The organism is Bradyrhizobium sp. YCK136, from assembly GCF_044570075.1.
GTDB lineage: Bacteria > Pseudomonadota > Alphaproteobacteria > Rhizobiales > Xanthobacteraceae > Bradyrhizobium > Bradyrhizobium diazoefficiens.
Map to the genome: position 1 here is coordinate 8,028,264 of NZ_CP172424.1, position 14,271 is coordinate 8,042,534.

11 protein-coding genes and 1 pseudogene are annotated in these 14,271 nt (G+C 64.2%); 5 read left to right on the forward strand and 7 right to left on the reverse strand.

Annotation, left to right across the window (positions count from 1 at the left end; translation table 11 throughout):
• The first annotated feature begins 38 nt into the window (after positions 1-38).
• Together ACFLEY_RS38735 and ACFLEY_RS38740 are read left to right on the forward strand one after the other, a co-directional pair.
• Positions 39-3,488 carry an indolepyruvate ferredoxin oxidoreductase family protein gene (locus tag ACFLEY_RS38735; RefSeq protein WP_060909024.1) on the forward strand — a complete coding sequence of 1,150 codons (3,450 nt, stop codon included), beginning with the start codon at positions 39-41 and terminating at the stop codon, positions 3,486-3,488.
• A 5-nt stretch (positions 3,489-3,493) separates the two neighbouring features.
• A pseudogene (locus ACFLEY_RS38740) lies at positions 3,494-3,679 on the forward strand (amidase); the annotation flags it as partial.
• Here the strand turns inward: ACFLEY_RS38740 and ACFLEY_RS38745 are convergent.
• On the reverse strand, positions 3,674-4,585 hold the full coding sequence (locus tag ACFLEY_RS38745) for a LysR family transcriptional regulator (RefSeq protein ID WP_060909025.1): 912 nt from the start codon (positions 4,583-4,585) through the stop codon (positions 3,674-3,676). The pseudogene ACFLEY_RS38740 and the gene ACFLEY_RS38745 overlap by 6 nt on opposite strands.
• Before the next feature lie 197 nt (positions 4,586-4,782).
• On the opposite strand from ACFLEY_RS38745, the gene ACFLEY_RS38750 reads away from it, so the two are divergent.
• The 3 genes from ACFLEY_RS38750 to ACFLEY_RS38760 all read left to right on the forward strand — a co-directional run bounded on the left by ACFLEY_RS38750 (position 4,783) and on the right by ACFLEY_RS38760 (position 8,188).
• Positions 4,783-5,964, forward strand: coding sequence for an HlyD family secretion protein (locus ACFLEY_RS38750; RefSeq protein ID WP_211433799.1), 1,182 nt, complete (start codon positions 4,783-4,785; stop codon positions 5,962-5,964).
• A 115-nt stretch (positions 5,965-6,079) separates the two neighbouring features.
• Positions 6,080-7,699: an MDR family MFS transporter gene (locus tag ACFLEY_RS38755; RefSeq protein ID WP_060909027.1), complete on the forward strand. Its 1,620-nt coding sequence runs from the start codon at positions 6,080-6,082 to the stop codon at positions 7,697-7,699.
• A gap of 27 nt (positions 7,700-7,726) precedes the next feature.
• Positions 7,727-8,188, forward strand: coding sequence for a carboxymuconolactone decarboxylase family protein (locus tag ACFLEY_RS38760; protein WP_011090322.1), 462 nt, complete (start codon positions 7,727-7,729; stop codon positions 8,186-8,188).
• Positions 8,189-8,329: 141 nt separating this feature from the next.
• Here ACFLEY_RS38760 and ACFLEY_RS38765 read toward each other — a convergent pair whose 3' ends face one another.
• The 6 genes from ACFLEY_RS38765 to ACFLEY_RS38790 form a co-directional block, all read right to left on the reverse strand.
• Positions 8,330-9,190, reverse strand: coding sequence for a D-amino-acid transaminase (locus tag ACFLEY_RS38765; RefSeq protein WP_060909028.1), 861 nt, complete (start codon positions 9,188-9,190; stop codon positions 8,330-8,332).
• A 188-nt stretch (positions 9,191-9,378) separates the two neighbouring features.
• A complete protein-coding gene (locus ACFLEY_RS38770) occupies positions 9,379-10,110 on the reverse strand; it encodes an amino acid ABC transporter ATP-binding protein (RefSeq protein WP_211433800.1) in 732 nt (243 codons plus the stop codon).
• Between the two features lie 12 nt (positions 10,111-10,122).
• Complete coding sequence (locus ACFLEY_RS38775; protein WP_011090325.1) at positions 10,123-10,815, reverse strand: amino acid ABC transporter permease; 693 nt, start codon at positions 10,813-10,815, stop codon at positions 10,123-10,125.
• Positions 10,816-10,819: 4 nt separating this feature from the next.
• Positions 10,820-11,551, reverse strand: coding sequence for an amino acid ABC transporter permease (locus ACFLEY_RS38780; RefSeq protein ID WP_060912720.1), 732 nt, complete (start codon positions 11,549-11,551; stop codon positions 10,820-10,822).
• A 127-nt stretch (positions 11,552-11,678) separates the two neighbouring features.
• Positions 11,679-12,590 (reverse strand): amino acid ABC transporter substrate-binding protein, encoded by a 912-nt coding sequence (locus ACFLEY_RS38785; protein WP_011090327.1) that lies wholly within the window; start codon positions 12,588-12,590, stop codon positions 11,679-11,681.
• A gap of 99 nt (positions 12,591-12,689) precedes the next feature.
• Entirely contained in the window at positions 12,690-14,075 is a 1,386-nt protein-coding gene (locus tag ACFLEY_RS38790; RefSeq protein WP_011090328.1) for a M20 family metallopeptidase, read from the reverse strand.
• Between the last annotated feature and the right edge of the window lie 196 nt (positions 14,076-14,271).

Consider the following 14,271-nt stretch of genomic DNA (forward strand, 5'->3'; position numbering starts at 1 on the left):
TCTTCCAGCTTCAGGCAGGATGCCGCGCGAGGTCCACCATGGACGCCATTCCGTCACTCGACGCTTACGAGCTCTCCGACCGCTACGACCGCGAGGACGGCCGCGTCTTCCTCACGGGTACGCAGGCCATCGTCCGCATCGCACTCGACCAGGCGAAGCGCGACCGTATGCGCGGTCTCAACACCGCCGGCTTCATCTCCGGCTATCGCGGCTCGCCGCTCGGCGGCATCGATCTCGAGCTGTGGCGCATCCAGGAGCGCCTCAAGCGGGACCGCATCGAATTCCTTCCGGCCGTGAACGAGGACCTCGCGGCAACCGCCGTGCTCGGCTCGCAACAAGTCGAGACGCAAGCGGAGCGCGAGGTCGATGGCGTGTTCGGGCTCTGGTACGGCAAGGGCCCCGGCGTCGACCGCTCCGGCGATGCGCTCAAGCACGGCAATGCCTATGGCTCCTCGCCTCATGGCGGCGTGCTGGTGGTCGCCGGCGACGACCATGGCTGCGTCTCCTCCTCGATGCCGCACCAGTCCGACGTCGCCTTCATGAGCTGGTTCATGCCGACGTTGCATCCAGCCGATGTCGGCGAATATCTGGCGTTCGGCGAATATGGCTACGCGCTGAGCCGCTTCTCCGGCATGTGGGTCGGCTTCAAGGCGATCTCGGAGATCGTGGAGTCAGGCGCATCCGTCGCGCTGCGCCCGCCGCGCGCCTTCCGCACGCCCGACTTCACGCCGCCGCCGGGCGGCCTGCACTATCGCTGGCCGGACCTGCCGGGACCGCAGATCGAGGAGCGGCTGGAGGCGAAGAAACACGCCGTCTATGCCTTCGCAAAGGCCAATCCGATCGACCGCCACATCTACGACATTCCGAACGCCACCTACGGCATCGTGACCACAGGCAAGGCGCATCTCGACCTGATGGAAGCGCTGCGGCTGATGGGCCTCGATGAGGCGGCCTGCCGCAGCATCGGCATCGACGTCTACAAGGTCGGCATGGTCTGGCCGTTGGCGCTACATGACGCGATGGACTTCGTGAAGGGCAAGCGCGAGATCCTCGTTGTCGAGGAAAAGCGCGGCATCATCGAGAGCCAGTTCAAGGAGTATTTCTACGACTATCCCGGCACCAAGCCCGAGCGCATGGTCGGCAAGCATGACGAGCGAGGGGCGCGGCTGATCTCCTGGATCGGCGAATTGTCGCCGCGTGCGCTGGCTGGCGTGCTCGCCCGCCGGCTCGATCCGATGTTTCCGGGCCTCAATCTCGCCGCACGCGCGGCCGCCTTGATGCCTGAAGCCGCCCGCACGATCAACGTCAGCGGTGCGACACGTACGCCTTATTTCTGCTCGGGCTGCCCACACAACACGTCGACAAAGGTGCCTGAGGGCTCGAAGGCGCTGGCCGGCATCGGCTGCCACTTCATGGCGAGCTGGATGGACCGCGAGACGTCGTCGCTGATCCAGATGGGCGGCGAGGGCGTGAACTGGGCGGCGTCGTCGAGATTCACCGGCAACAGGCACATCTTCCAGAATCTCGGCGAAGGCACCTACTATCACTCCGGCTCGATGGCGATCCGGCAGGCGATCGCCGCCAAGGCCAATATCACCTACAAGATCCTGTTCAACGACGCCGTCGCCATGACCGGCGGCCAGCCGGTCGACGGCCCCATCAGTGTCCATGCCATCGCGCATAGCGTCCGTGCTGAAGGCGTGGCGCGCATCGCGCTGGTGTCGGACGATCCCGCGCAGTTTTCGCCGGCGGACCTGCCCATCGGCGTCACCATCCATCCGCGCGAGGAAATGGACCCCGTGCAGCGCGAGCTGCGCGAGGTCTCCGGCGTCTCTGTCCTGATCTACCAGCAGACCTGCGCCACCGAGAAGCGGCGCCGCCGCAAGCGCGGGCAGATGGCCGACCCCAAGCGTTTTGCCTATATCAACGACCTCGTCTGCGAAGGCTGCGGCGACTGCTCGGTCGAATCCAACTGCCTCAGCGTCGAGCCGAAAGAGACGTCGTTCGGCCGCAAGCGGCAAATCAACCTATCGGCCTGCAACAAGGATTTTTCCTGCCTCAACGGCTTCTGCCCCAGTTTCGTGACTGTCGAAGGCGCGACGCGCCGGAAGAAGAGCGCGAGCGAGATCGGCGCAGTCGGCCGCGCGGCGACGCTTCCCCTGCCCGCTCCCGCCACGCTCGACCGTCCCTACGACCTGCTGGTAACAGGCGTCGGCGGCACCGGCGTGATCACCGTCGGCGCGCTGATCGGCATGGCGGCGCATCTCGAACGGAGCGGCGTCTCGGTCCTCGACTTCACCGGCTTTGCGCAGAAGTTTGGCCCGGTGCTGAGCTTTATCCGCCTCGCCGCCTCGCCCGAAGCGTTGCACCAGGTCCGCATCGACCAGGGCGCGGCCGATGCGCTGATCGGCTGCGACCTCGTCGTCAGCTCCGCGCCGAAGGCGTCCGGCACCTATCGTCGCGGTACGCGCGCCGCTGTCAACACGGCGGAGATGCCGACCGGCGACGTCGTTCGCTTCCGCGATGCCGATCTCGCCTCGCCCGCCCGCCTGCGCGCGATCCGGCAGGTCGTCGGCAACGACAATCTCGACACCATCAACGCCAACGCGCTGGCCGAACGGCTGCTGGGCGATGCCGTCTATGCCAACGTCATCATGCTGGGCTTTGCCTGGCAGCGCGGACTGATCCCCGTCTCGCTGCAGGCGCTGCTGCGCGCGATCGAGCTCAACGGCATCGCGGTCGAGCGCAACAAGCAGGCCTTTGCCTGGGGCCGGATCGCCGCCGCCGATCCGGACTTCTTGCCGAAGGCGGACGATACGCCCAAAGCCGAGACGCTCGACCAGCTCATCGCCCGCCGCGCCGATTTCCTCACCGCCTATCAGAACGCGGCCTATGCGGCACGCTACCGGACGATCGTCGATAAGGTTCGCAACGCCGAAGCTGCGCTGAGCAGCGGGGCGATGACCGAGGCCGTCGCACGCGCGCTGTTCAAGCTGATGGCCTACAAGGACGAGTACGAGGTGGCGCGCCTGCACATGCAGACCGGCTTCCTCGACGAACTGAAGCGCGAGTTCGAGGACGGTTTTAGCGTCCAGTATCACCTTGCGCCGCCGTTCCTGCCGTCCGAACGCGACGCCCGTGGCCGTCCGCGCAAGCGCGCCTTCGGCCAGTGGATCCAGACGCCGCTTGCCCTGCTCGCGCGGTTGAAGGGGTTGCGCGGGACGCCGCTCGATCCGTTCGGTTGCACCGCCGAGCGGCGCACCGAGCGGGAGCTGATCTCCTGGTATGAGGGCGTGATCGAACGGATGCTGCACGAACTCGACGCGGCGCGCCTGCCCGATTTCATTGTGATCGCCAAGGCTCCGATGGAGATCCGTGGCTTCGGCCCAGTCAAGGACATCGCGGTCGCGAAGGTGAAGCCGGAGGTCGAACGGCGTCTCGCCGATGTGATCGCCGCATCGCCGGCAGAAATGCGCGCCCACGGTTGACGTGAAACACCGATCCCGGCAGCAATGCCGGCATTCCCGGTGTCCAGATTCCGATCGCGCTCGACCCGACGAGCACATTGCCGATTGGCCTTGAGCTCGACGGCCCGGCAGGCAGCGATCGCCGCTTGCTCGCGATCGGCATCGCGCTTGACGGCGTGTTCGGGCGGCTGCCGCCGCCGCACCGGTCATGAATACGGATTGATCAGCTTCTGCTGCTCGGCGCTGTGCGCCACCAGCATGTCGATGAAGGTTCTCACCTTCGCCGACAGATGATGGCGATGCGGATAGACCGCGTTCATGGACAGCTCGACCGTCCGATATTCCGGCAACAGGCGCACGAGGTGACCGGCTTCGAGGTCGTCCTGAATGAGAAACCCCGCCATCAGGCAGACGGCAGCGCCCCCCAGCGCGACCTTCCGTAGCGCTTCTCCGCTGTTGGTGACGAAGCTGCCGGATATCCGTACCGATGCCGGCGTGCCCTTGCGATCGAGGAAGCGCCATTCATCGCCAAACGGATAGTTCAGGTGACGGCCGCAATTATGCGCAGTGAGCTCGTCGAGCTTCTGCACCCGGCCGTGCTTCTCGATATATTCGTGGGAACAGCACAGCACGTGACGCCAGGTGGCGAGGCTCCGCACGATCAGGCTCGAATCCGGCGGCGGCGTCATGCGCAGGGCAACGTCGTAGCCTTCCTCGATGAGATCGACATCGGCCTCGCCCATGCGCAGATCGATCTTGAGCTCCGGATAGGCCGACAGGAGTTTCGCCACAACCGGCGCGACGAACGGGACCATGTGCGTGGCGACGTGGACGCGCAACGTGCCGCGGGGCACCGACTGCAATTCGCTCGCGATATCGTCGGCCTGTTCGATATCGGCGAGGATCTGGACGCAGCGGTCGTAATAGGCCTTGCCGATCTCGGTGAGGTTGACCCTGCGCGTGGTGCGCTGAAGCAGCCTCACGCCGAGCCGGTCTTCCAGCGCCTGGACGTGATTGCTCACCATGGTGGTCGACATGTTGAGCTTGCGGGCTGCTGCGGAGAAGCCGCCGGTCTCGACCACCCGGCTGAAGACTTCGAGGCTGGTCAATCGGTCCATGCCACCTGATTATCCGCTCTTGATCGATAATCTCAAGGTTTTCGCCCCGATTATCTAACGCACGTCTGGTTCGGTAGACCACACACCAGGGCGAACCCCGGACTATCCACCCCGAGTGGATAATCCTTTCAGCATTTCGCCGATTATCGCTCGAGCTGGAAAGACCGATAGTCCCTTCCAGCCGATAGGAGACCGTCATGTCCGAGCTGCCCCGCGCTGAAAACTTCCAGCAAGCAACTGAAATTACTCAGGATTATTCCAAGGTGCCGCTGCGTGTGCCGATCCGTGACAAGCTCCGGCGCGCGGCCTTGGTGCTCGCGCTCCTCGCGGGCACGGCGGCGGTCGTCTATTACGGACACGACTACTGGACCAACGGACGCTATCTCGAGACGACCGACGACGCCTATGTCAAGGCGGACTCCACGATCGTCGCGCCGAAGGTTTCCGGCTACATCGCGAAGGTCCTGGTCGGCGACAACGAAAAGGTCAAGGCCGGCCAGGTGCTGGCCAGGATCGACGATCGCGACTTCAGAGCGGCGCTCGATCAGGCCCGCGCCGATGTCGCCGCCGCGGAGGCCTCCGTCCGCAACCTCGATGCCCAGCTCGAGCTGCAGCAGCCGATCATCGAGCAGAGCACGGCCGATGTCACGGCTGCGGACGCCAATCTGAAATTCGCCCAGGAGGAACGCGCCCGCTACGACGACCTGATGAAGTCGGGCTCCGGCACCATCCAGCGCGCGCAGCAGACCGATGCCGCACTGCGCGCCAGCAACGCGCAATTGCAGCACGCCAAATCAGGCCTTCAGGCCGCACAGCGCAGGGTCGACGTGCTCACCACCCAGCGCGCCCAGGCCACGGCCCAGCTCGAACGTGCCCGCGCGGTCGCGCAGCAGGCGGCGTTGAACCTGTCCTATACCGAGATCACCGCACCGGTGGACGGCACGGTCGGCGCCCGTAGCTTGCGCGTCGGCCAGTACGTGCAGGCCGGCACGCAGTTGATGGCGGTGGTGCCGCTCGATGCGGTCTATGTGGTCGCGAACTTCAAGGAGACGCAGCTCACCCATGTCCGCGCCGGCCAGCCGGTCGAGCTGCGCGTCGACAGCTTCCGCAGCCAGACCCTGCGCGGTCACGTCGACAGCCTATCGCCGGCCAGCGGGCTCGAATTCGCGCTGCTGCCGCCCGATAACGCCACCGGCAATTTCACCAAGATCGTGCAGCGCGTCCCGGTGAAGATCGTGCTCGACGATCACAGCCTCACCGGCCTGCTGCGGCCCGGCATGTCGGCGGTGCCGACCGTCGACACCAAGGCCGCTGTGCTGGCTGAGCGCGAGACGGCAAAGCGCCTCGCTGACAACACGGTCCATCCGAGCGGCGGGTGAGGCTGCAAAACCGGCGGGATTATCAAGTCCCGCCGGACGATCCTTCCAGGACTTCCGCGATTATCGAAACCATCCGCCCAGCGCATCCTGTCTCCGTAACCGAGACGAGGCTTCCATGAGCACGCTCCAACCGACCGTCAACGCCGCCTCCGCCGCCAACTTCCCCGCGCCGGCCGCGGCTCCCACGATTCCGGCCGTGTCGGCCAAGACCTGGATCGCGGTGATCGGCGCGACGCTCGGCGCCTTCATGGCGGTGCTGAACATCCAGATCGTCAACGCCTCGCTCGCCGACATCCAGGGCGCGATCGGCGCCGGCATCGACGACGGCGGCTGGATCTCGACCTCCTATCTGATCGCGGAGATCGTGGTGATCCCGCTGTCGGGCTGGCTCGCCCAGGTGTTCTCGATCCGCATCTACCTCCTCACCAACGCGATCCTGTTTCTGGTGTTCTCGGCGGCCTGCGCGCTGGCGCAGGACCTGCCGCAAATGATCGTCCTTCGCGCCGTGCAGGGCTTTAGCGGCGGCGTGCTGATCCCGATGGCGTTCACACTGATCATCACGCTGTTGCCGAAGGCGAAACAGCCGATCGGACTTGCGCTGTTTGCGATCTCTGCGACATTCGCACCCGCGATCGGCCCGACCATCGGCGGCTATCTCACCGAGAATTTGGGCTGGGAGTACATCTTCTACGTCAACCTGGTTCCCGGCACGCTGATGATCGCGATGCTGTGGTTCTCGCTGGAAGCGAAGCCGATGAAGCTGTCGCTGCTGCGCGAGGGCGACTGGCCGGGTATCGTCACCATGGCGATCGGCCTCTCCGCGCTGCAGACCGTGCTGGAAGAAGGCAACAAGGACGACTGGTTCGGCTCGCCCTTCATCGTCAAACTGTCCATTATCGCCGTCATTGCGTTGACCGCTTTCCTCGTGATCGAGCTGACTGCGAAGAAGCCGCTGTTGAACCTGCGTCTGCTGGTTCGCCGCAATTTCGGCTTCGGCATCCTCGCCAACTTCCTGCTCGGTATCGCGCTGTACGGTTCGGCGTTCATCATGCCGGTCTATCTGTCGCGCATCCAGGGCTACAATGCCGAACAGATCGGCATGGTTCTGGCTTGGACCGGCTTGCCGCAGCTGTTGCTGATCCCTCTGGTGCCGCGGCTGATGCAACGCTTCGACGCCCGGATCATCATCAGCGTCGGCTTTGCGCTGTTTGCGGCCTCCAATTTCATGAACATCTATATGACGAATGACTACGCCACCGATCAGCTGTTCTGGCCCAACGTCGTTCGCGCCGTCGGACAGGCGTTCGTGTTCGCGCCGCTCTCGGCCGTCGCCACGGCCGGAATCGAGCCGGAGAATGCCGGCTCCGCATCGGGCCTATTCAACATGATGCGCAACCTCGGCGGCGCCATCGGCATTGCGCTGCTCCAGACCGTGCTGACCAAGCGCGAGCAGTATCACTCCAACGTTCTGATGCAGTCGGTCTCGATGTTCGAGCAGGCCACCCGCACGCGGCTGGAACAGCTCACTCAATATTTCGTCAATCACGGCATCCCCGATCGTGCGGATGCGTCGCATCGTGCCTATGTCGCAATCGGCCATATCGTGCAGAAGCAGGCCTATATCCTGGCCTTCAGCGACACCTTCTACCTGCTCGGCATGGCGCTGATCGTGGCCCTGATCGCCGTCCTCTTCCTGAAGAAGCCCGGCCAGACCTCGGCCGGTGGAGCCCACTGACGTCACCCCAGCAAAAGGAGAACGACCATGAAGCCCCGCATGAACTACTATCAGGCCGCGCCCGACACGCTCAAAGCCCTGATCGCGGTGGACGATCAGATCAAGGCCAGCGGCCTGGAGCAATCCCTGATCGAACTGGTCAAGACACGGGCGTCGCAGATCAACGGTTGCGCCTTCTGCATCAACATGCACACCGAGGACGCCCGCAAGCGCGGCGAGACCGAACAGCGGCTCTATCTTCTCAATGCCTGGCGCGAATCTCCGCTCTACACCGATCGCGAGCGCGCCGCCTTGGCCTGGACCGAAGCGGTGACGCTGATCTCCGAGACGCACGCCCCCGACGACATCTACGAGCAGGTCCGCGCGCAGTTCTCGGAGCAGGAGACGGTCAACCTCACCACGCTGATCGGCACCATCAACGCGTGGAACAGGATCGCGATCTCGTTCCGCGCGGTCCATCCGGTGAAGGTGAAGGCGTCGGTGGCGTGATGCTGCGGCGCCGCCTCGGGCACAAGTCTCGTAGGGTGGGCAAAGCGGAGCGTGCCCACCACTCCCTATCCCAATCGCTGAGAGTCGGTGGGCACGGCGCTAGCGCGCCTTTGCCCACCCTACAATAGCCGAGAGTACGCCCTAAACCGCCGTCGCCTTGGCGAATTCCACGTAGATCTCGCGCAGACGTGTCGCCATCGGGCCGGGCTTGCCGTCGCCGATTGTCTTGCCATCAATCGCGACCACCGGCTGCACGAACGACGAGGCCGAGGTGATGAAAGCTTCCTTGGCAGCGAGCGCCTCGGCGACCGTGAAGGTCCGCTCCTCGACGCGGAGCTGACGTTCTTCCGCAAGCGCGATGACGGCCTTGCGCGTACAGCCCGGCAGAATCGCGTTGGAGTTCTTGCGCGTGACGATGACATCGTCCTTCGTCAGGATGAACGCCGACGATGAACCGCCCTCGGTGACGTAGCCGTCCTGCAGCATCCAGGCTTCGCCTGCACCGGCTTCCGCCGCGGCCTGCTTCGCCAGCACCTGCGCCAGCAGCGCCACGCTCTTGATGTCACGTCGCTCCCAGCGGATGTCGGGCACGGTGATCACGTTGATGCCGGTCTTGGCCGAGGCGGCATTGATGATGTCCTTTTCCGAGGTGAACATCACCAGGCTCGACCTGACATCAGCCTTGGGGAACGGGAAGTCGCGGCCCTTGTCGGCGCCGCGCGTAACCTGGAGATAGACGAGGCCGCTCCCGAGCTTGTTGCGCGCGATCAGCTCCTTCTGCAGCTCGGTGATGCGCTCGACCGTCTCCGGCAGCCTCAAGCTGATCTCGCCGACAGAACGCTCCAGCCGCGCCAGGTGCGAGGCGTTGTCGACCAGCTTGCCGTCCAGCACGGCCGAGACCTCGTAGATGCCGTCGGCGAACAGGAAGCCGCGGTCGAGAACCGAGATTTTGGCGTCCGAGAGCGGGACGAATGAGCCGTTGACGTAGGCGATCGAGTCCAAGGCAGGTCTCCTGGCGGGAAAAGGGGATTTGGCCACGGTATAGGAGATTTAGCGAGCCCGATAAACCCTCGATCGTCATTCCGGGGCATTCGCAAAGCGAATGAGCCCGGAATCCATCTTACCTCGGAGACCGACGCCCGATGGATTCCGGGCCTGGCCCTTCGGGCCATCCCGGAATGACAATGGAGCTAATGCGACAGAATCTTCGACAAGAACTTCTGCGCGCGGTCGCTGCGCGGCTTGCCGAAGAAATCCTCCTTCGCCGCGTCCTCGACGATCTCGCCGCGATCCATGAAGATCACGCGATTGGCGACCTTGCGGGCAAAGCCCATCTCGTGGGTGACGACCATCATGGTCATGCCTTCGCGGGCGAGATCGACCATGACGTCGAGCACCTCGCTGACCATTTCAGGATCGAGCGCCGAGGTCGGCTCGTCGAACAGCATGACGATCGGATCCATCGCGAGCGCGCGCGCGATCGCAACGCGCTGCTGCTGGCCGCCGGAGAGCTGCGCCGGGAATTTCTGCGCCTGCTCCTTCAGGCCGACGCGCTCCAGGAGCTGCATGCCTTTCGCCACCGCCTTGTCGTACGGCCGTCCCAGCACCTTCTGCTGGGCAAGGCAGAGGTTCTCGATGATCTTGAGATGCGGGAACAGCTCGAAGTGCTGGAACACCATGCCGACGCGCGAGCGAAGCTTCGGCAGGTCGGTCCTGGGATCGTTGACCTTGGTGCCGTCGACGCTGATGTCGCCCTCCTGGAACGGCTCGAGCGCGTTGACGCATTTGATCAGCGTCGACTTGCCCGAACCCGAGGGACCGCAGACCACGACGACCTCGCCCTTGGTGACGGTGGTGGTGCAGTCGGTCAGCACCTGGAAGGTCGGGGTGTACCATTTGTTGACGTGGCTGATTTCGATCATGACCGACACGCTCTATCGAATGATGGCGATGCGCGCCTGGAGGCGACGCACGCCGAAGGACGCGACACAGGAAATGGTGAAGTAGACGACGGCGGCGAACAGGTACATCTCGACCAGGCGGCCGTCGCGCTGCGCGACCTTGCTCGCCGCGCCCAGAAAGTCCGGGATCGAGAGCACGTAGACCAGCGAGGTGTCCTGGAACAGCACGATGGTCTGCGTCAGCAGCACCGGCAGCATGTTGCGGAACGCCTGCGGCAGCACGACGTAGCGCATGGTCTGGGCGTAGGTCAGGCCGAGCGCGTTGGCGGCGGCGGGCTGGCCGCGCGAGATCGACTGGATGCCGGCGCGCATGATCTCGGAGAAGTACGCCGCCTCGAACATGATGAAGGTGATGAGCGAGGAGGCGAACGCGCCGACGCTGATCGGCCGCGACGCGCCGGTCACCCACTGCCCGATATAGGGCACCAGGAAGTAGAACCAGAAGATGACCAGCACCAACGGCAGCGAGCGCATGAAGTCGACATAGACGCCGGCGATGCGGCCGAGCACCTTGAAGCCCGACAGTCGCATCAACGCGATCGCGGTGCCGAAGATCAGGCCGCCGAGGCCCGCCAGCGCCGTCAGGGTCACCGTGAACGTCATGCCCTCGTAGAACAGGTAGGGCAGCGCGCGGCGGATGACGTCGAAATCGAGATTACCGAACATTGCGCTATTTCCCCGTGATGTAGCCGGGGATCGCGACATAGCGCTCGAGCAAGCGCATCGCGGTCACGACGACGGCGTTGACGAGGAGATAAAGGATGGTCGCGGCGGTGAAGGCCTCGAACACCTGGAACGAGAATTCCTGCATCGAGCGCGCCTGTCCGGTCAGCTCGATCAGGCCGATGGTGATGGCCACCGCCGTGTTCTTGATGGTGTTGAGGAACTCGGAGGTCAGCGGCGGCAGGATGATGCGGAACGCCATCGGCAGCAGCACGTAGCGATAGCCCTGCACGGTGGTGAGCCCGAGCGCGGTCGCCGCCATCTTCTGCCCGCGCGGCAACGAACCGATGCCCGCCTGCAATTGCACCGCGACGCGCGCCGACATGAAGAAGCCGATGCCGATCGCGGCCGTCCAGAACGGCGCATTCGGCAGTTGCTTCAGCCACAGGCCGGCGGATTTCGGCAGCAGTTCCGGCAGCACGAAGAACCACAGGAAGAGCTGCACCAGCAGCGGCATGTTGCGGAAGAACTCGACCCAGCAGAAGCCGAACCGGTAGGCCGCCTTGGACGGCAGCGTGCGCATGACGCCGACGAGCGAGCCGAACACCAGCGCGATGATCCAGGCGAGCACCGCCGTCTTCAGGGTCAGCACCAGGCCCGACAACAGCATGTCGAGATAGGTGCCGGTCCCCATCGGGTTCGGCTCGAAGAAAATTCCCCAGTTCCAGTGGTAGTTCACGTGTCCCTCGCGCGAACGCGCCAATCACAGATGTCGTAAGCGTCTATGCAAATGTCCGGCCACTCCCTCCAGAATGGCCGGAATTTGCTTCCTCTCCCCGCAAGCGGGGAGAGGCGAACAACTCAGCTTACTTGTAGTCGTCCGGGTTCGGCGAGTCCGTCGGCTTGGCGAACTCGTTCTTCAGCTCGGCCGAGATCGGGGTGTTGAGGTTGAGCCCCTTCGGCGGGATCTTGGCCGTGAACCACTTCTCGTAGATCTTCTGGCCTTCGCCCGAGGTGTAGAGCGCAGCGGTCGCCGCATCGACCACCTTCTTGAACGGCGCGTCGTCCTTGCGCAGCATGATGCCGTAGGGCTCGGGCTTGGAGAAGGCGTCCTTGGAGATGACGTAGTCGTCGGGCGACTTCGAGCCGGCAACCAGGCTCGCGAGCAGGATATCGTCCATCACGAAGGCGACCGCGCGATCGGTCTCGACCATCAGGAAGGATTCGGCGTGATCCTTGGCCGGGATGATGTTGGCGCCGAGGCCTTTCGCAACATTGGCCTCGGTGAGCTGCTTGATGTTGGTGGTGCCGGCAGTCGAGACCACGGTCTTGCCCTTGAGATCATCGATCGACTTCAGGCCGCTCGACTTCTTGAACACGTAGCGGCTGGCGGTCAGGAAGTGGGTGTTGGTGAAGGCGACCTGCTTCTGGCGGTCGGCATTGTTGGTGGTCGAGCCGCATTCGAGGTCGATGGTGCCGTTGGCCATCAGCGGGATGCGGGTCGCCGAGGTCACCGGATTGAGCTTGACCTCGAGCTTGTCGAGCTTGAGTTCCTTCTTCACGGCGTCGACGATCTTGTAGCAGATGTCCATCGCGAACCCGATCGGCTTCTGGTTGTCGTCCAGATAGGAGAACGGGATGGAGGAGTCGCGGAAGCCCAGCGTGATGGCACCGGTGTCCTTGATGTTCTTCAGCGTGCCGGTCAGCTCCTGGGCCCCGGCCTGGCTGACGACGAAGGTCGCGGCCAGCGCGAGCCCGATGTGACGGAAATGCTTCACTTTTTTGGTCCCCTTTCAGGATGATGCGGCCGGATGCAAGCACAAATCAGGCCGGATTAGAATGTGACTTTCGACTGGATCGCCGCTCAGGTTAACGGCTCAGGTGAGTGGTTTGGGCAATTCGCCGAGATCCCAGAACAGGCCGGCCATCACCGTCAAGGCCTCTTCGGTCAACGGCAGCAGGATGTGCTCATTGGGCGCATGCTGGGAGCAGCCGGGATAGGAGTGCGGGACCCAGATCGTCGGCAGGCCCAGGATCTCGGAAAACACGTCGTTTGGCAGCGAGCCGCCGAAGTTCGGCAGCACCGCCGGCGCCTTGCCGGTAGTTTCCCGCACCGAATCCGCCGCCCATTTGATCCAGGGGCTGTCGAAATCGGTACGCGAGGCGGCAAAGCTCTGTGCGGCCCGCACCTCGACCATCGGGAAACCCTTTTGCACCAGATGCGCGCGGACGGCCTCGATCAGGCCGTCGACCTTGGTGCCGACGACAAAACGCAGTTGCAGCACGGCATTGGCATGGCCGGGAATGGCGTTGGCCGGCTTCTCGATATTGCCGGACGACATCGCCAGCACTTCCAACGTGTTCCAGGCATAGAGGCGTTCGGCCGCCGACAGGCCTTCCTCGCCCCAGTTCTCCGCCAGCGCCGGCTCGTCGGCGGTCGGCACCACGTCCACGTCCGCAAGATAGCTGCGGATCTGGTTGGTGAGCCGCGGCGGCTTCAGGGCATCGAGCTGGAGACGGCCATGGCCGTCGACCAGCGTCGAGATCGCGTTGACCAGAATCGTCGCGGGGTTGGCGAGCACGCCGCCCCAATTGCCGGAATGATGGCCGCCATCGCGCAAATTGACGTCGAGATGGATGCGGATGCCGCCACGGCAGCCGAGGAAGAGTGTCGGGCGATCTGCCGACAGCCGCGGTCCGTCGGAGGCCATGAACAGATCGGCCTTGAGCGCATCGCGATTGAGGTCGCAGACCTTGCCGAGATCGGGCGAGCCGATCTCCTCGCCCATCTCGACGATGAATTTGGCGTTGAAGCCGAGCTTGCCGCCGCGGGCCTCGCGCACCGCGCGGAGCGCTGCCATGTTGATGCTGTGCTGGCCCTTGTTGTCGGCGGTGCCGCGGCCGTAGAGGCGCGTGCCCGCAACCGTCGTGCGCCAGGGATCGCGGCCATCGCGCCACTCGCCTTCCATGCCGTCGACGACGTCGCCATGGCCGTAAATCAGCACGGTCGGGGCGGATGCGCTCTCGTGATGCTCGGCGAACAGGAACGGCGCCTTGCCGCTGGGAGATTCGACCATGCGGCTTTGAAAATCGAGCTCCGCGAACGCCGGCTGCATCTCCTGTTCCAGATAGGCGCGCAGCTCGGGGCCGCGCGACGGATTCTGGCTCTCGGTCTTGAAGGCGACGCGGCGGTCGAGTTCGGCGAGGAACGCGCCCGAATTGAAATCCTCACGGGCACGGGCGATGGCGGCGGCTCTGGTCATGATTTGCTTTTCGGACTTCGAGGAAGGACCCTACCCGAGACAGGACGGCCTTCGATAGTGGCGGGGACTTGGATTGTTCTTGTAGTTCTCTTGTAGTTCTCTTGTTCTCTTGGGATTTCGTTCTTGCTCGCTTGAGATTGGCTTGCCAAGGGCAGCAGTGCTGCTGATTTTGGCCTTGCCAAGTGCAAGTTATATG